Annotated in this window: 17 protein-coding genes; 13 read left to right on the top strand and 4 right to left on the bottom strand. The window is 26.6% G+C overall.

The annotated features are described in order from the left end of the window. Positions 1-92 precede the first annotated feature (92 nt). From QP548_RS09320 to QP548_RS09300, 5 genes are all read left to right on the top strand, one after another. Positions 93-899, top strand: coding sequence for a helix-turn-helix domain-containing protein (locus tag QP548_RS09320; RefSeq protein ID WP_061426667.1), 807 nt, complete (start codon positions 93-95; stop codon positions 897-899). A 164-nt stretch (positions 900-1063) separates the two neighbouring features. Continuing rightward, entirely contained in the window at positions 1064-1891 is an 828-nt protein-coding gene (locus QP548_RS09315; protein WP_061426668.1) for an SDR family oxidoreductase, read from the top strand. Positions 1892-1995: 104 nt separating this feature from the next. After that, a complete protein-coding gene (locus QP548_RS09310; protein WP_061415091.1) occupies positions 1996-2460 on the top strand; it encodes an N-acetyltransferase in 465 nt (154 codons plus the stop codon). Positions 2461-2815: 355 nt separating this feature from the next. Continuing rightward, positions 2816-2992 (top strand): hypothetical protein, encoded by a 177-nt coding sequence (locus QP548_RS09305; protein WP_003452895.1) that lies wholly within the window; start codon positions 2816-2818, stop codon positions 2990-2992. 127 nt (positions 2993-3119) lie between these two features. Further along, the gene (locus tag QP548_RS09300; protein ID WP_061426670.1) at positions 3120-3818 is read left to right on the top strand and encodes a diphthine--ammonia ligase; all 699 of its coding nucleotides are present in this window, start codon (positions 3120-3122) and stop codon (positions 3816-3818) included. Between the two features lie 214 nt (positions 3819-4032). On the opposite strand, the gene QP548_RS09295 is transcribed toward QP548_RS09300, so the two are convergent. Further along, positions 4033-4929, bottom strand: coding sequence for a LysR family transcriptional regulator (locus QP548_RS09295; protein ID WP_003457094.1), 897 nt, complete (start codon positions 4927-4929; stop codon positions 4033-4035). Between the two features lie 349 nt (positions 4930-5278). Here QP548_RS09295 and QP548_RS09290 point away from each other — a divergent pair, with 349 nt between their 5' ends. From QP548_RS09290 to QP548_RS09280, 3 genes are all read left to right on the top strand, one after another. Beyond that, positions 5279-6979 carry an FAD-dependent oxidoreductase gene (locus tag QP548_RS09290; protein WP_061426672.1) on the top strand — a complete coding sequence of 567 codons (1701 nt, stop codon included), beginning with the start codon at positions 5279-5281 and terminating at the stop codon, positions 6977-6979. A 105-nt stretch (positions 6980-7084) separates the two neighbouring features. Further along, positions 7085-8371, top strand: a complete 1287-nt coding sequence (locus QP548_RS09285; RefSeq protein ID WP_061426674.1) for a YeeE/YedE family protein — start codon at positions 7085-7087, stop codon at positions 8369-8371. 87 nt (positions 8372-8458) lie between these two features. Continuing rightward, entirely contained in the window at positions 8459-9790 is a 1332-nt protein-coding gene (locus QP548_RS09280) for an APC family permease (RefSeq protein WP_061426676.1), read from the top strand. Between the two features lie 158 nt (positions 9791-9948). On the opposite strand, the gene QP548_RS09275 is transcribed toward QP548_RS09280, so the two are convergent. Further along, on the bottom strand, positions 9949-10611 hold the full coding sequence (locus QP548_RS09275) for a FusB/FusC family EF-G-binding protein (protein WP_003453093.1): 663 nt from the start codon (positions 10609-10611) through the stop codon (positions 9949-9951). Positions 10612-10884: 273 nt separating this feature from the next. After that, on the bottom strand, positions 10885-11163 hold the full coding sequence (locus QP548_RS09270) for a CD3324 family protein (RefSeq protein ID WP_003461479.1): 279 nt from the start codon (positions 11161-11163) through the stop codon (positions 10885-10887). Positions 11164-11510: 347 nt separating this feature from the next. On the opposite strand from QP548_RS09270, the gene trxA reads away from it, so the two are divergent. The 5 genes from trxA (at position 11511) to QP548_RS09245 (ending at position 16446) form a co-directional block, all read left to right on the top strand. Further along, on the top strand, positions 11511-11825 hold the full coding sequence (trxA, locus tag QP548_RS09265) for a thioredoxin (RefSeq protein WP_042266153.1): 315 nt from the start codon (positions 11511-11513) through the stop codon (positions 11823-11825). Positions 11826-12133: 308 nt separating this feature from the next. Next, positions 12134-12466: a winged helix-turn-helix transcriptional regulator gene (locus tag QP548_RS09260; RefSeq protein ID WP_003457093.1), complete on the top strand. Its 333-nt coding sequence runs from the start codon at positions 12134-12136 to the stop codon at positions 12464-12466. A gap of 26 nt (positions 12467-12492) precedes the next feature. After that, a complete protein-coding gene (locus tag QP548_RS09255) occupies positions 12493-13704 on the top strand; it encodes a cytochrome c biogenesis protein/redoxin (RefSeq protein ID WP_061426678.1) in 1212 nt (403 codons plus the stop codon). A 532-nt stretch (positions 13705-14236) separates the two neighbouring features. Next, the gene (locus QP548_RS09250; protein WP_061426686.1) at positions 14237-15970 is read left to right on the top strand and encodes an alpha/beta hydrolase fold domain-containing protein; all 1734 of its coding nucleotides are present in this window, start codon (positions 14237-14239) and stop codon (positions 15968-15970) included. A gap of 173 nt (positions 15971-16143) precedes the next feature. Next, the gene (locus tag QP548_RS09245; protein ID WP_061426688.1) at positions 16144-16446 is read left to right on the top strand and encodes a hypothetical protein; all 303 of its coding nucleotides are present in this window, start codon (positions 16144-16146) and stop codon (positions 16444-16446) included. A gap of 87 nt (positions 16447-16533) precedes the next feature. Here QP548_RS09245 and QP548_RS09240 read toward each other — a convergent pair whose 3' ends face one another. After that, a complete protein-coding gene (locus tag QP548_RS09240) occupies positions 16534-17088 on the bottom strand; it encodes a TetR/AcrR family transcriptional regulator (RefSeq protein WP_061426690.1) in 555 nt (184 codons plus the stop codon). Positions 17089-17431 lie beyond the last annotated feature (343 nt).

The raw sequence follows: 17431 nt of genomic DNA, 5'->3' as shown, positions 1-17431 counted from the left end.
AAGGGATGCAACTAATAGTTGACAAAAAGAAATTGTTAGTTGGTAGACTGATATATATGAATTTTGTATAGTTTTCCATGGAGGTGAAAAATATGAAGCTAGCTGAAAAATTACAATTAATGAGAAAACGTGAAGGATTATCTCAAGAAGATTTAGCAGAAAAATTAGGTATATCAAGACAAGCTGTTTCAAAATGGGAATCAGGTCAATCAGTACCAGATCTAAACAAGCTAATAATACTTTCTGAATTATATAATGTTACAATAGATTATCTAGTTAAAGAAACTTACGAATTTGAGGGGCGTCAAGGAAAAGAAATAGGTAACACAGGAAAACAAGATGGAGAAAACTTAGGGAATAAAGAAACACAGTTGATTATTCACTTTAATAATAAATATTCTTTAGAATATGAATACAAGAGTAAAAAAACTATATGTGGGCTACCTCTTCTTCATATTAACTTGGGAAGAGGATTGAGAAGGGCAAAGGGAATAATTGCTATAGGAAATATATCTTGTGGAATTATATCTATAGGTTTTATTTCCCTTGGAATTTTTAGTTTAGGATTTTTATCAATAGGGTTAATCAGTATTGCACTTTTAGCAATCGGATTTTTACTTTCAATAGGTACTATTTCATTAGGAGTTTTTTCAATTGGTGCAATAGCTGTAGGAAAATATTCAATAGGTGCAATTGCAATAGCATCAGATATAGCTATAGGAGATTATGCAAAAGCTAATATAGCCATAGGAAATATAACTGAAGGATTAAATTTAATTCCATTAGGTACGTCAGGAGAAGAGATAGAAGAATTAATTAAACGTGAATATCCTAATTTAGGTCAATGGTTTATAAATAAAGTTAAATTTTTTGTTAGGTGTATTAGAATAGAAAATTAGAGAATTTTATTAAATTCATTTATTGGTTTTTTAGTTTATAGGTATAGAATTTGTTGTTATAGGAAAAATAATTTCATTATATGAAGTAAGTAATATGGTTATTAAAGGTGATTTTTAGTAAGGTTTTACATTTATATACTTAATATTTTTAGTAGGAGGATAAAATGAATAAGAAAGTTATTTTAATTACTGGAGCAAGTTCGGGAATAGGTTATTCAACTGCTAAATTATTATTAGAAGAGGGACATATAGTATATTGTACTGCTAGAAGAGTAGAAAATATGAGAGAGCTTAAAAGATTAGGTGGAAAAGTAATATTTTTAGATGTTAGGGATGAACGGGCAGTACAAAAAGTTATAAATACAATAATTAGAATGGAATCTAGAATAGATGCCGTTTTTGCTAACTCTGGATATGCCTGTGCAGGGGCATTAGAAACTATAAATATAGATAATGCAAAGGAAGAATTTGATGTTAATTTGTTTGGGGTAGCAAGAGTGATTAAAGCTGTAATGCCTCAAATGAGAAAACAAAAACATGGATATATTATTGTGACTTCTTCTTTAGCTGGAATAGTTTCAACACCTATGATGTCGTTCTATCCAGCTTCCAAACATGCTTTAGAGGGAATGATAGATGGCTTTAGAATGGAGAATAAGGAAAGTGGAATTAAAATAGTTAAAATACAACCTTCATTTATTAATACAGAGTTTATTAACCCTTTTATGAATTCACTTAATAAAGCATCAAAAGCTAAAAATGCTGAGGTTTATAAGAAAGAGTTTGAATTTTTCAGGAAGAACTCTACTAAATTAATTCTCAGTTCACCACCTCCAGAAAAGGTAGCTAAAGTTGTAGCAAAAATAATTTCTAAGAAAAAACCTAAAAAACAGTATTCTATAAACATTGATTGTAAGTTGTGTAAATTAATAAAAAGATTTTTAGGGAATTCAGCAATAGATAAATTAATGATTAAAACATTTTTAAGATAAGATGTTGAATAAGCTAATAAATTTTTTATAAAATGAAGATACAAAGTATAAAGAAGATATTTTTTATAAAGGATTTAATAATTTAAAGATGTTATAGGAATAGTATGGGGGAAAGAGTTGTGGAAATTAGAGCACTTAAAAATTGTGAAATAGATGATATTATGAAAATTTGGTTGGAGAGTACAGTAGAAGCTCATTATTTTATTGAAGAAGAATATTGGAAGAAAAATTATGAAGTTGTAAGAGATATTTATATTCCAATGGCTAAAACTTTTGTTTACTGTGATGAAGGGATAATAAAGGGATTTATAAGTATAATAGATAGTAATTTTATAGGTGCTTTATTTGTTGACACTAAAAGTCAAGGAAGTGGAATAGGAAAAAGTTTAGTGAAATACGTTAAAAATAAATATGAAAATATAGAATTAGCTGTTTATAAAGATAATAAAAAGGCAGTTGAGTTTTATAAGAAACATGGTTTTAAAATAATAAAAGAGCAAGAAAATGAGGATTCAGGTCATTTAGAATATTTAATGTCATATTCTAAAAATAGTAGTAAGAACCAATAAAAATTATTAACACTTAAGTTTATTGTAAATGGGCTTAGGTGTTTTTTGTTAGTATTTATAATGAAGAAATTAGATTTAGAAAGAGGTAAAAGTGATTAGAAATTAAAAATTTATAAATCTAATTAATTAAGTGGTTTAATTGATAACTTTTTATATGAATATAGAAATATGTAGTGTAATTGTGCAATAATTTATATATAGGAAAGATTATATGGAATGTATAAAAATAAATCTTATTATTATATTTTTATAAAGCATTTATGCATAAATTAAGTAAAATATAGACTTAGGTTATGAAATTCATGATATATAAATAGGCTATGAAATACATGAGATATAAAAAGGAGAGAGAAAAATGAAAAAATGTTTATATTGTGGAAAAGATTTAGAGAAAGAACCAAAAGAAAATTATATAGAAAATAAAGTAGGATATTTTTGTAGTGAAGATCATTTTGATAAATACATACTTTCTTTAACTCCTGAAGAGTACATAGAAGTTCAAAACTCTTTCTGCGTATGTAGTGATGATTAATAAAAATAGGTTTTATACTTAAAGGAATTTTGAGTTTAGAGGAAATTTAATTTAAAAAACTATTTTTCTATAAGGAAGGAGAAGCTACTTAATAGATAATATATTTTTTTAGTAGCATTAGTAAAGTATGAAAAAATGGAGTAATGGTGCAAAGAATAAAAAGTTTGTAGCATCATATAGTGGGGGTAAAGATAGTACTTTAGCTTTATATAAAGCTATGCAAGAAGGAACAGCTATAGGGATAATTGTAATGATGGAGGAAGATGGAGAGAGATCAAGAGCACATAGTCTATTTCCATCTGTATTGAAAGCACAAGCAGAGGCAATTGGATTACCTTTGTTTACAGCAGCTACAAATTGGGAGGACTATGAAAAAATTTTTGTTAAGAAATTAAAAGAAGCAAAAGATTTAGGGGCAGAGGTGCTTGTTACAGGGGATATTGATGTTCCAGAAGAGTACTGTTGGCATGAAAGGGTTACTAGTGGTATTGGACTTGGACTAGGTATGCCACTTTGGAGAAAGAATCATAAAGAAGTAGTGGAAGAATTTATAAATTTAGGCTTTGTAACAAAAATTGTTACTGTTAACCTAAGTAAAGGAATGAAAAAAGAAGACCTTGGAAGGATTCTTACCTTTGATTATATTAAAGAGTTAGAAGAAAGAGGAATTGATCCTTGTGGTGAAGCAGGTGAATTTCATACAACAGTTATAGGTGGTCCACTTTTTAAAAAAGAATTAAGAGTTAAACATGGAGAAATTATAACAGAGGGAAATTATATGTATTTAACTTTAGAGTTAGATGATTTTAAGTTGGCAGATGAATAAGGAATCAAATAAAAGTCAAGGTAAGCTAAATTAAACTTGCCTTGACTTTTTATAATTAAATAATAAAAAATATGATTTTAAATATATCTTTTTACATAGTTTAAACAAATTTATAACCAGTATCTTTTAATAATTAAGAATTATGCCTAATAATACTATAAGTTCTTTTAAATAATGGATTAACTTTTTTATTTATCTGAAAAGATGTTTTTCTTTAATAGCAAAAGCATCTTTTTTTTGATGTTAGAAAATCTACAAATTTTTGTTCATAATAATCTAATTTATAGTTTTTTCTAAGTGCAATATAGTATTGGAAAGGAAGTTTTAAATCATTTATATCTATTTTCTTTAATTCACCACTTCTTAATTCATGGTTTAAAGAAATTGCAGGTAAAAATGAATATCCTTGTCCAAAAGATACAGAAGATTTTATTGATTGAGGAGAATTAAGTGATAAAACAAAATTAAGATTATCTATATTAATTTTATTTTTCTTTAAGCTTGATTCTACCAATAATTTATTAGCTGATCCATCTTCTCTTGTTATTAAAGGAAGTTTATAAAGTTCTTCAACATTTACTGATTTAAATGAAGTATTTCTACCACCAACTAAAACTAGCTTATCAGTCATCAATGGAATAAGTTCTAAGTTTTTACAATCACTAGGTTTACCTTGAATAATACCTATATTTGTTTCATGATTAGTTAATTTTTTTAATATATCTGAGGTATTATCTATTTCCATAGAGATATCAGTCTTATAATGAATTTCTTTAAATGTATATATACTGCAAGGCATTACATGCTCACCTAAACTTTTACAACAAGAAATAATAAGTTTTGAATTAATATTTTTTAATTCATCTAATTTTTTTTGTAGGTTATCTTCTATGGATAACATTGATTCAGCAAATTCAAAGATTATTTCACCAGCACTTGTTAAACTTACTCCTGTATTACTTCTATTTAAAAGTTTAAAGTTTATATCATTTTCAAGCTTTTGAATTTGCATACTAACTCCTGGCTGAGTTAAATGCAATTGTTTTGCAGCTTTGGAAATACTATTACACTTAACTGTTGTATAGAAAGATCTAAGATAAGTTAAATTCATGAGTTCACCTCCTAAATATTGTATTACTATTTATATTAAAGGTAGTCTTTTTATTATTTCATACTTTTATATAAAAATAATGAAGTTTTCTAGATAATTTTAAAAGTTTAGTTTGTTAAAATAATTAACATTAAAAAATAAATAGTATTATATAAGTCAATTTTAAAGTAAATTCTTTGTTTAAAGCAAGGTATATAACAAAGTGTTATTAAGTATAACATACTTTTATTATGGCATAAACCTAGTTATATGATACCATCAAGTAGAGGTAATTAAATTATGCACATGTTAGATAAAAATTTAACAAAGAAAATTTGTTTAGATATTCACTAAGAAAGGTGGAAATATAATGAGTAAAAAGATAGTTATTGTTGGAGGAGTAGCAGGTGGAGCTTCAACAGCAGCAAGACTTAGAAGATTAGATGAAAATAATCAAATAATAATGTTTGAAAGAGGTCCTCATGTATCCTTTTCAAATTGTTGCCTACCATACTATTTAAGTGGAAAAGTTGAAAATCATGAAGATTTAGTTCTTATGACTCCTGAAAAATTTTATAGCCAATATAGAATTGATGCAAGAGTTTATACAGAAGTGGTATCAATTAATAGAAAAGCTAAAGAAGTAACAGTAAGAAATGTAGTAAGTGGACAAGAATACACTGAAAGCTATGACAAGTTAGTTCTTTCACCAGGAGCAAAGGCTATAGTACCACCAATAAAAGGAATTGAAGATGTTAATGTATTTACAGTAAGAAATGTTGTGGATATAGCAAAATTAAATTCTTTTATAAAGGATAATAATAGTAAAAACATATCAGTAATAGGTGGAGGATTTATAGGAGTTGAAGTTGCAGAGAATTTACATGAAGCTGGATATAATGTAACTTTAATAGAAGCAATGGATCAAATAATGAAGCCATTTGATTATGATATGGTTCAAGTTTTACACAAAGAAATGTATGATAAGGGCGTAAATTTAATAGTTGGAGATAAAGTAAGCTCTTTTGAAAGTGGAAAAGTAGTATTAGAATCAGGAAAGAAAATAAATTCAGATGCAGTTGTTATGGCTATAGGGGTTGCACCTGAAACAGATTTAGCTAGAGAAGCTGGTTTAGAAATTGGACAAACTGGAGCAATAAAAGTTAATCAAAATTATCTAACTAACGATAAGGATATATATGCAGTTGGAGATGCTGTGGAAGTTTATAATTCATTAACAAACTCAATATCTAGATTACCATTAGCGGGACCAGCACAAAAACAAGCGAGAGCAGTAGCTGATCATATACATGGAAGACAGTCAAGAAATAGTGGATATATAGGTTCATCATGTGTTCAAATATTTGATTATAATGGAGCTTCAACAGGCTTAACAGAAGGTCAAATAAAATCTATGAACTTAAGCTTAAACTATGATGTTGTAAGGGTTATACCTCAAGATAAGGTAGGATTAATGCCAGGTAGTGAGCCATTACATTTTAAATTAATATTTGAAGTTCCAACAGGAAGAATTTTAGGAGCACAAGCAATTGGTAAAGGAAATGCAGATAAGAGAGTTGATATAATAGCTACCTTAATAAAAATGGGTGGAACTGTAGAAGACTTAAAAGATTTAGAGCTTTGTTATGCCCCTCCTTTCGGAACAGCTAAGGATGTAGTAAATCATGCTGCATTAGTTGCATCAAATCTTTTAGAAGGAACATTTAAACAAGTTTATGTACATGAAGTAAGGGATTTAGTTGAAAGCGGAGCATGTATAATAGACGTTAGAGAAGTAAGTGAATATGAAGCAGGACATATAAAAGGAGCTAAAAATCTTCCTTTAAGTGAAATAAGAGATAGATTAGATGAAATACCAACTGATAGACCAGTTTACTTACATTGTAGAAGTGCTCAAAGAAGTTATAATGCATGTTTAGCATTACAACATTTAGGATTTGATAACATTTATAATGTATCAGGCGGATTCATGGGAATAAGCTTCTATGAATACTATAATGATAAAGTTCAAGATAGGGAACCTATAGTTACAGAATACAATTTTAATTAAAGAAAATCCATGGTGTTTTAATTAATTTTAAAACACCATGATATAAAATAATATTATTAAAAATAAGATAGTTTGTTAATTAACAAATTAATAGGGGGAATTAAGGTGAAGAAATATACGGAGTATATTATTGGATTTATATTACTAGCAGCAATAATAATAATAGGTAAAATTAATCTTGGTAGTTCAATGCTATTTTTTAGATTACTTGCAGGCTTAGGATTAGGATATGCTCTTACAAGATCATTCTTTGGATTTGCTGGTGGAGTAAATAGAAGTTATAAGACAGGATCTACAAAATTAATGAGAATGTTAATGATATTATTTGTAGGAACAGCAATAGTAAGTGTTTGTTTCTTTATAGGACAAGACCCTACAGAATATGACTTATGGGTTAATCCAATTAACTTAGGACTTATATTAGGTGGATTATTATTCGGATTTGGTATGGCATTCTCTAGTTGTTGTGCATCAGGGGTTCTTACTGACGTAGTAACAGGATTACCACGTGCTTTCATAACATTAATATTCTTTGGAATGGGAGTATATTTAGGATTCCCAGTTCAAAACTCAGCATCTTGGGTAAAAGATACAATGATATGTACAGGAACATTTGAAAATGGTGTATTCTTACCAGACTTATTTAAATGGGATGGTTTAGAAGGATATTTAGGAGCAATAATAGTAACTATTATCTTAGCTTGCTTAACAATTTGGGTGGCAAAGTTATATGAAGAAAAGAGAAAAGCAAATAATACTTATACTGGAGTTGACACAGAAATTCTTCAAGAAAAGAAACATGAAGAAAAAGGTGAATTTAAATTATTTAGTGAAGCTACATATGAAAAGTTATTTGTAAGACCATGGACTCTTGCTACTGGAGCTTTAGTAATAGGAGGTATATTCATACTATTAATGGGAGTAACTAAAGCAGGATGGGGAGCATCAACACCTTATGGATTCTGGTTTGGTAGAGCACTTGTAGCTGTTGGAGTTTCACCAGAGAGTGTAGCAACTTTTGCAGGAAAACCAGTAGAAATGTTTACGGCTCCATTTTTCTCAAATGGAATGAATGTACAAAACTTTGGTATAATATTAGGAACATTAGTTGCGTTACTTTTAGCTGGAAGCTTCAAGAAAACTTTCAAAGCTGGTTTACAAATAAGTTTTAAAGAAGCTTTATTATACATCGTTGGTGGTTTTGCCATGGGATTCGGAACAAGATTATCAAATGGATGTAACGTAGGAGCACTTTATACACCAATAGCTAACCTTTCATTATCAGGTTGGATATTCCTTGTATTCTTAGTAGTAGGAGGAGTTTTAGGAAATATAGTTTATAAAAAGATTATGGGTAATAAGTGTTGTAAAGTAGAAGTTAATAATAAATAGAGATAAAAAATAGTTTAAAAAGCTATAATTGGTTAATATAAAATAAACTAATTATAGCTTTATTTTCTTAAATGGATGGAGATAATGATGAAAGAAATTAAACTAAGTAGAATAGATATATTTTCTATAGTTTTGGGAGCCATAATTGGATGGGGATCATTTATGCTACCTGGAACTAAATTTTTAAAGGAGTCTGGAGTAATAAATACTTTCTTAGGGATTTTTTTAGGGGTAATATGTATAATTATTATTGAAAAAAATTATTTAATAATGATGCAAACTCACGATGAAGAGGGAGGAGAATTCTCTTTTACTTATAATAATTTAGGGAAAAAACATGGGTTTATTGTTGGATGGTTTTTAACTTTGGCTTATTTTACAATGATTCCATTAAATGCAACTGCATTTCCACTTGTAATCAAGAAGATATTTGGTGGGATTTTAGAATTTGGTTATTTATATAATGTAGCTGGATATAATATTTATCTAGGAGAAATATTAACATCAAGTATAATAATAATTGCTTTTGCAGCATTAAATTTAAATGGTATAAAGAAAACAAGTAAAGTTCAGAACTTAATAATTTTTAGCTTAATATCAATGACTTTTATTGTTTTAGTTGGCATGATAATTAAAGGAAACAGAATAGATTTTATTAATACATATATTAATAAATATTCTTTTGATTTAAGTCAAATAATAAAAGTATTTGCTATAACACCTTTTGCTTTTATAGGCTTTGATGCTATTCCACAATTAAGTAAAGAATTAAACTTTTCTAAGAAAAAGGCATCAAGGGTAGCAGTGATTTCCTTAGTTATGGGTGCATTAATTTATAATATATTAAATATTATAACTGCCTTAGCTTATTCACCAGAACAAGCAAGTTCTTTAGAATGGGCAGCAGGAAGTGCTGTATTGAGAACTTTAGGCAAAGGAGCCTTCTTTTTACTTATAATAGCTTTAACTGCCGCTGTGTGGAGTGGAATAAATGGATTTATGATTTGTAGTTCTAAATTATTAGGATCTATAGCAAATTATAAAATGCTTCCTTCTAAGATGGGAAAGATAAATAAAAATGGAGTCTTTAGTAATGCTATAATTTTCATAACTATAGTAAGTTTAATAGCCCCTTGGTTTGGGAGACAAGCAATAATTTGGATTGTAGATATGTCCTCTTTAGGAGCATCAGTTGCATATTTTTATGTTTCTTTTATAGTTTTAAAAGAATCTAAAAATACTAAAGATAAAATTTTATCGGGAATAGGAGTGATAATAAGTATAATTTTTATGCTTTTATTAATTTTACCTATTTCACCAGCAGCCTTGTCTAAAGAATCTTTAATAGCTTTAATAGCATGGTGTATAATAGGTTTTATTGCATACTATAAAATTCAAAAGGATAATATAGAAGCATAACCTTTATTTTATGATAAATAAAACATATAAAGTTATTTAGTTAATATTTAAAATAGAAAATATCATCTTGAAACAAACATGAAAATAACCTAAGGTAAGTATTATAAGCCTTAGGTTATTTTTTGATATTATCAATATTACACTTTGTAAGATTTCAATTATTTCTTAATATTATTAACATCTTTCAAAAGTTTTTCAAGCTTATCAGTTGAAGTAATTCTTTCATTACATTTTTCACTGTCTAGGCAAATATCAAAACCTATTGATCTATAAGTTCCTTGCTCTGGATTAGAAGTTTTACAGATAGCTGAAACAAACGCTACTTCAGTATCATTTCCAATATGGTTACAAAGAGTACAAATGTGATTATTGCTTGAATTATAGCTTGGTATTTTACATGCCATACCAGTAAGCTTACCATTTAAGTTATATGCTATAAATAACTTTCTACTTCCCTCATCAATCCATCCTAAGTAAACTTTTTTTGAGCTTTCAAAGTCTAAATTAGGAATTTTTAATTTTTTTTCTTTTCTAAATAATTTAGTAATTGCATTGCTTTTAATAGCAGTCATTCCATAGACATATTCATTTAAATCCTCTAAATATTTATCAATATGTAGTGGATCAGTTATTTTATTAATATCAATTAATTCTTTTTCTTCATTAGATAATTCTGAAAATCTACTTAATATTTTTTCATTTATATACGCTTTATTTGTTTCTATAATATTAGGGTCAGTACAGTTTCTTAGGGTACCATGTAAATCAGTGATGCATTTTTTTATAAAATTAAAATCTTCTTTTTTTATAAAAGGTTTCATTAAATATACCTCCTTTTAGAAATTTGATTTTTTATATTATATATTAACTATTAAATTCATAGATAAAATTAAATAATAACTAAAATAAAAAATGATTATTATTACTCAAAGTAGAGAAATAATAATCATCTATATTTAAAATGTAATATATTCATAATCATATTATTTAATAGCTTGTTTTAAATTTAGATGTTATTACTTTAAGTACTGCTTTAATGAGATAATAACATCTTTTAAAATAAGTATTCAATCTAATAATTAATTCTGTAATGATTATGAGCATAGTTTCTTTTTGTCACTTATAATTCTTCTTATACTTTTCTCAGAAAGAAAGTACTCTTTTGCAAGAGTATTTATGGAGGTTCCGTCTTTATATTTTTTGAATATTTCAGTATTTCTAGCATTAAGGCTTTTTCTTATTCCACTGTTTTCACCCCAAGCCTTTTGATTTTCATTCTTTCTTGGAATATAAAGATATTTTCCATCCACATATTTTTGTAATATTTCAATGATTTCCTCTGGTAACACATCTTGTGCTTTTACATATTTCATTTCCTTGCTCCTTTAATTTACGTAATATTATTGAAGCAAAGAATACTAAAAGCTATGTGTCACAGAACCTAATTTATATTCAGCTAACTCAATACATTAGGCTCCAAACAAAGCATAGCTTACTCTTAGTAATCTTTGCAAGGAGCAAGATGATTTATAACTGAATGTATTATTTACCTTCAAGAAAAACACCTCCTTTATTTAATGTGTATTATATCACATTAAATTTAAGTGGTAACTAAAAAGTGCCTAATTGTTAAAAAATCATATGTTGATAGAATTAAGTTAGAGATTAAAGAGATTCTGTTTTAGAGATGAAATATTAATTTAAAAATGGAGGCATGAAAATGGTAAAACATATAAATCAAGATGAATTTGAAAAGGAAGTATTAAATGAAGAAGGAGTAGTTGTTGTTGATTTCTTTGCAACTTGGTGTGGTCCTTGTAAAATGCTAGCACCAGTTTTGGATGAAGTACAAGATGAAATGAAGAATGTAAAAATAGTTAAAATAGATATAGATGAAAATTCAGATAAGGCTTCTGAATATGGAGTTAAAAATATACCGACAATAAAAATATTTAAAAATGGAGAAGAGATTACTACAAATGTAGGATTTGTACCTAAAAATTTATTAAAAGAGATGATAGAAAAAACATTATAATTAGGTATTAAGTTATATAAATATTTATTTTGGATAGTCTTTTAGATATTAAGATATTTTTTAATCTACTTAGTCAAAACTACTTTGAAATAGATTATATAATTAAATTTAATAAAGATATTGATTTAATTAGTAAATATGGCTTTGTTTTAGGAAGAAGTTAATTTATCAAATTTAACTAATAGCTAATACAAGGCCATAAGTAATATATAGACTTATTTAAAATAAATTCATAATATTTACATATACTTTTAGTAATTTTAGGTTAAATTTTAATTATGTTTTATAAGGAATTGAGGAGGATAAAAATGTATAAAGTAGAGAATGATACTTATGAGTGTCCAGTTGAAGCCTTATCAAATATTTTAGGAAGAAAATGGGTTGCTGAGATAATATGGGGAATTAAAGATAATAAGGTTAGGTTTGGAGAATTACAAAGATTATTAAAAGGATGTAGCAAAAAGATGCTAAGTCAACAATTAGAATTATTAATGGAAAATAACATAATAATTAATGATAAAAAAACTATAAATAATATAGTTGAATCAACTTATTATTTAAGTGAATCTGGGATGTTGTTATTACCTATTTTAGAGAAGATGATATCTTGGGGAAACATAAATTTATCTTGTGAGGGATAAGTAGAAATAAAGGGGGAAAAGGTTTAGTGGAAAATATTAATTTCTTTATTGTTTTTATAGAGGGAATTTTATCAATTTTCTCGCCATGTATATTGCCAATATTACCTATATATTTAAGTATGTTATCTAATAGTAGTGTAGAGGATATAAGGGATTCTAATTTTAAAAGTGGTGTTTTAATAAGAAACACATTATTCTTTACTTTAGGAATATCAACTACATTTTTTATATTAGGTTCATCAATAAGTGCTTTAAGCTCATTCTTTAATACTAATAAGAATATTATAATGATTTTAGGTGGAGTTATTATATTATTTATGGGCTTATTTTATTTAGGTGTAATAAACTTAAATATATTAAACAGAGAAAAAAGATTGAATTTTAAATATAAGAATATGTCACCAGTATCAGCCTTTGTGTTAGGATTTACATTTAGTTTTGGATGGACACCATGTATAGGTCCTATATTAGCATCAGTTCTTGTAATGGCATCAAGTTCAAAAAATTTATTAATGTCTAATTTATTAATACTAGTTTATACAATTGGTTTTATATTACCATTTATAATAGCATCATTATTCTATGGTAAGTTATTCAAAAAGTTCGATGGAATAAAGAAGCATATGGACTTAATTAAGAAAATAAGTGGAATTTTTATCATAATAGCTGGTTTAATAATGCTTGTAGGTGGAATAAGAAATATGAATAATGAGATAAAGATTAATAATAACCCTCAGATAAATAAGAGCGAAAGTGTAAATAAAGATAGTAAAAATGAAAGTAACAATAAGAAGCAAGAAGAGGAAAATAAAATTCCTCCAATAGATTTTACTTTATATGATCAATATGGAAATAAACATACTCTTAGTGAATATAAAGGGAAAACTATATTCTTAAATTTTTGGGCAACTTGGTGCCCTCCATGTAGAGGAGAAATGCCTTATATAGATGAGCTTTACAAAGAATACAATGAAAATAAAGATGATGTTGTAATCCTTGGAGTAGCTTCACCTAATTTAGGAAGAGAAGGTTCAGAAGAGCATATAAAGAATTTCTTGAAAGAAGAAAATCATGTATTCCCAGTTGTACTTGATGAAAATGGATCTATGGTTTATCAATATGGAATAAATGCTTTCCCATCAACTTTCATTATAAATAAGGAAGGATATATAACTAAATATATTCCAGGTGCAATGACAAAGGAAACTATGAAAACTTTGATTGAAAGTGAAAGATAATAAGAGTATTATTACAGTATTATTAAGTTTCAAGTTTAATTTATTGAACTTAGAATCTTATTTGGATATCTTAATTAATTTATTGTTATTAAATTTTAAGATAATTATATAAAAGAGATTAAAAAATTATATAGAAATAGAGTTTATAAGATTTTAAGTAGTTTCTTATATCTTAAATAGTTATATTTAGATAGTGGGTTAAAACTATTAAGAATTTATAGTTATGTGAATTTAAAATCTTTATATTAATATTTTAAAATGTAAAAGTACTGTATCAAAACAATTTAATAAAACCTATATATTATGATAATAAAAATTTTTTTAATACTAATTTATAGGTTTTATAATTGAGTTTTGGTACAGTTTTTTATTATACTTAAATAAAGATTAGTTATAATAAATTAATCGTAAGACTTAAGTATAGTGCTAAAAAATCATCTTTAACTAAACGGGTATAATAAAATAGTTTTAAGGTGGTTAAATAATTTAAAAGGTTAATAGTTTTATTTATAAAGAGAGGATATGAGGTTAGATGGACAAAAATTTAAAGAATTTTAATGGGATTAAAGGAACAGAGGACAACTTAACTGGAATAGCTAAAGCAAATTTTAATACTGAACATGGAATTAGAAACCTAGTACTTTGGGGAAAAGAAGTAGATGAAAATTCTTATTTATCTCTAGGAATTTTAAAGAGATTACATAAATATTATGGTACTGATAATTCAGAAATAAAATTTAAAAAAGTATTATCTGATAGATTTGATGAAGAGGTTTTCAATAAAAATAATGCTAATTTAGTTTTAGTTGTAAATAGTATTAATGACTTAATTAGGTTAGAGAGCAATAAATTAAAAGAAGATGAGGACAATTTAAATCTAATTATAAAAAGATTTGTGAGATTAATAGAGATTGCTCATAAGAATAGGGCGAGAATTATATTTACAACAATACCTCCATTTAGTGGTGAAAATAAAAATTTAGAGTATGTAAGAAATGAGATAAACTCTTGGATTAGAAAGAGTACATTTTTAGATGGATATTTAGATTTAGACAAAATTGTTGAAAAGAGACTAGATGTTTCTAAATATAAGAAAGAGATTAATTATGATAAAGAATTAGAAGAATATATGGCAGAAAATATTTCTTTAGATTATATTGTAGAAAGACTTAAACCTTTTGAGCTTGACCACATGAGCCAAAGTGATTTAATAAAAGCTATGAATGAGAATTCAAGGTTTATTAATGAAGATGGTATTGATATTTTAGTTAAGCCAATACCAGATCCAGTTAAAGGGACAAGAATAGATAGAAGAATTAAATATTTTGATGAATACAAAAGACCTAAAAGATCAGGAAATCCTTATGTATTTGCAGGGGAAGCAGTTGGAGATATGAGAGATAATATGGGATTATTAAATTTAAATCTCTGTAAAAGTAATATAGTGATGAGTAAAGAAAATATAAATGGAGTTAATTGCAGAGGTTATAAGAAAGAAGGATTAGAAGGAAATTTACCATGCATAGTTTATATACATGGAGGTGCTTTTATTGGAGGCAGCTTAGATGTTTCTGAAAATCCATGTAAGCTTATAGCTGAGGGTATTAATGGAGTTGTAATAAGCGTTGATTACTCCTTGGCACCAGAAAAGCCATATCCTCTAGGATTAAGTGATTGTAGAAAAGTTGTTGAATATATTGAAGAAAATAATTTTTTATATGGAATAGATAAGAAAAAAATAGGAATAGTAGGGGAAAGTGCAGGAGCTAATTTAGCAACAATTGTGGCTAATGAGAATTCAAATATAAAGTTTCAAGGGCTTGTATATCCTGTAGTTACTTTTGTAGAGAAAAATCCATTTTTTAATTGGGATATAGATTTATATGAGAATCCATATAAGGAAGAAAAAATATATAATTTTATTAATTCTTTGAGAAATTGTGAAGATTTAGTACAAAGACTTTACATACAAAGAGAGTTAGATCCTAGAAGAGAAGATTTATCACCAATATTTAATAAAAATCTTTCAAAGGCTAAAAAAACATTAATTGCAGTTTCTGAATACGATTATTTAAGAGTACAGGGAGAAGCTTATGGTAAGCTTATTCACAAAGCAGGAGTAGAAACAAAAATAATAAGATATGAAGGGGTAAACCATGCGTTTTTAGATAACCTTGGAATATATCCTCAAGCAGAAGATACAATAAATGAAATTATAAAAGAGTTTTTAGACGCTGTAGGCAATAAAAACTCTTTTAAGTTGTAATTGTGAGATTGTAGAACTTGAGGAATTAGAAGAAGCTATTAAAAACGAATAGGAAAGCAAATGATTAATAATAAAACTCATAATTCCCTCTATTATTTTAAATTTATATTAGAATTATATAAATAAATATAGTATTATAAGGGAAATGAAATTAAATTAATGGAGTAAAGATTATGTCATTAGAAAAGATTTTTGAAAAAGAGCTTATTAAGAAATGTGAAATAGCAGAGAAAGAGTGTGGTTGTCCTCAAAAAAGACTTTTATTAACAATAGAGAAGTTTGGTGGAGTGAGAACAGTTCAAGAAATTTTACGTAAAGGTAGAGTTTCAGATGGTTTTGATAAATTACAAAAGGCAAATCGTTTAGATCTTACCATGGAAGCTACTATTGTTGAAAGTAAATACAACGAACTTTTCACAGATGAGGAAGTAAATAGTTGCCATGAGCTTCTTTGTGAGTATGGATATTACAGATAAATAAAGAAGATATAGAAATTGGTTGAGACTATAGAAAGTTTTGTTTTATGGAAAGCTTACTATAGTCTCAATTATTTTGAATATATTTTAGCTACTCATTTGATTTATACCATTAATTATTTGGACAAGCTCCTCTGGAGATTCAGGAAGATCATTTTCTAACCAGGTTTCAATGATTGAAATACACCCTCCAACAGAATATCTCATATAGTAATTAGCAATGGTTTTATTTATTAAATTATGATTATTAAATAGTTCCATTACATCTATTTGATCTGCAATATTTAAAATACGATTTAATATACTACTATCTCTCTGATTGCAAAATAGAACTTTGCATAAGTCTTTATTTTCTTTAATTAATTCAAGTACCTTAAGAAGCAGTAAACTATTATATTCTTCTATGGGAATTTCTTTTATATATTTTAAAATTTGATGGAATAACTCGTCTTCCATAGATTGAAATAAGTCAAAGGCATCTTTATAGTGAGTATAAAATGTTCCCCTATTAATATCAGCTTTTTTACAAATATCAGTAACAGTAACTTGATGAATTTCTCTAGTTTTAAGAAGTTCTATTAAGCTTTCCTTAATAACCTTCTTAGTATATAAAGTTCTACGATTTCTACTAACACCAGCCATATATACCTCTCCTTTTAACATCTCATTTATATAATGACAATATATTTCCTTTAGTTTATATATTTTAAAAAGTTATTGATTTTAAAGAAATTTTTAGACTTACGTAATCTTTAAAAGAGTGTTTACTATATATTAAAACTTGTCTTTAAGCTAAATTTGAAAATAAATTTTACCTTAAAACATAATTTAGATAATTTAATGTTAAATGTTATTAAATCAACAAATTAATTTTAAATGTTCATTTAATAACGTTAAGAAATTATGTGATTATTGTTTAGCATATTTTCTTAACTTATACTATTTATTATAAAATTAAACGAACAAAGTGTCTATTTAATAACTT

The organism is Clostridium sp. UMB9555A (assembly GCF_030222355.1).
GTDB classification, from domain to species: domain Bacteria; phylum Bacillota; class Clostridia; order Clostridiales; family Clostridiaceae; genus Sarcina; species Sarcina perfringens.
This window is presented reverse-complemented; position numbering and strand designations above follow the sequence as displayed.

Excerpts from the sequence above, each read along its gene's own strand:
- QP548_RS09305 (WP_003452895.1), top strand. The coding sequence starts at position 2,816 with ATGAAAAAATGTTTATATTGTGGAAAAGATTTAGAGAAAGAACCAAAA.
- QP548_RS09270 (WP_003461479.1), bottom strand. The coding sequence starts at position 11,163 with ATGAAATATGTAAAAGCACAAGATGTGTTACCAGAGGAAATCATTGAA.
- QP548_RS09310 (WP_061415091.1), top strand. The coding sequence starts at position 1,996 with ATGGGGGAAAGAGTTGTGGAAATTAGAGCACTTAAAAATTGTGAAATA.
- QP548_RS09260 (WP_003457093.1), top strand. The coding sequence starts at position 12,134 with ATGTATAAAGTAGAGAATGATACTTATGAGTGTCCAGTTGAAGCCTTA.
- QP548_RS09295 (WP_003457094.1), bottom strand. The coding sequence starts at position 4,929 with ATGAATTTAACTTATCTTAGATCTTTCTATACAACAGTTAAGTGTAAT.
- QP548_RS09250 (WP_061426686.1), top strand. The coding sequence starts at position 14,237 with ATGGACAAAAATTTAAAGAATTTTAATGGGATTAAAGGAACAGAGGAC.
- QP548_RS09300 (WP_061426670.1), top strand. The coding sequence starts at position 3,120 with ATGAAAAAATGGAGTAATGGTGCAAAGAATAAAAAGTTTGTAGCATCA.
- QP548_RS09240 (WP_061426690.1), bottom strand. The coding sequence starts at position 17,088 with ATGGCTGGTGTTAGTAGAAATCGTAGAACTTTATATACTAAGAAGGTT.
- trxA (WP_042266153.1), top strand. The coding sequence starts at position 11,511 with ATGGTAAAACATATAAATCAAGATGAATTTGAAAAGGAAGTATTAAAT.
- QP548_RS09245 (WP_061426688.1), top strand. The coding sequence starts at position 16,144 with ATGTCATTAGAAAAGATTTTTGAAAAAGAGCTTATTAAGAAATGTGAA.
- QP548_RS09280 (WP_061426676.1), top strand. The coding sequence starts at position 8,459 with ATGAAAGAAATTAAACTAAGTAGAATAGATATATTTTCTATAGTTTTG.
- QP548_RS09290 (WP_061426672.1), top strand. The coding sequence starts at position 5,279 with ATGAGTAAAAAGATAGTTATTGTTGGAGGAGTAGCAGGTGGAGCTTCA.
- QP548_RS09275 (WP_003453093.1), bottom strand. The coding sequence starts at position 10,611 with ATGAAACCTTTTATAAAAAAAGAAGATTTTAATTTTATAAAAAAATGC.
- QP548_RS09320 (WP_061426667.1), top strand. The coding sequence starts at position 93 with ATGAAGCTAGCTGAAAAATTACAATTAATGAGAAAACGTGAAGGATTA.
- QP548_RS09315 (WP_061426668.1), top strand. The coding sequence starts at position 1,064 with ATGAATAAGAAAGTTATTTTAATTACTGGAGCAAGTTCGGGAATAGGT.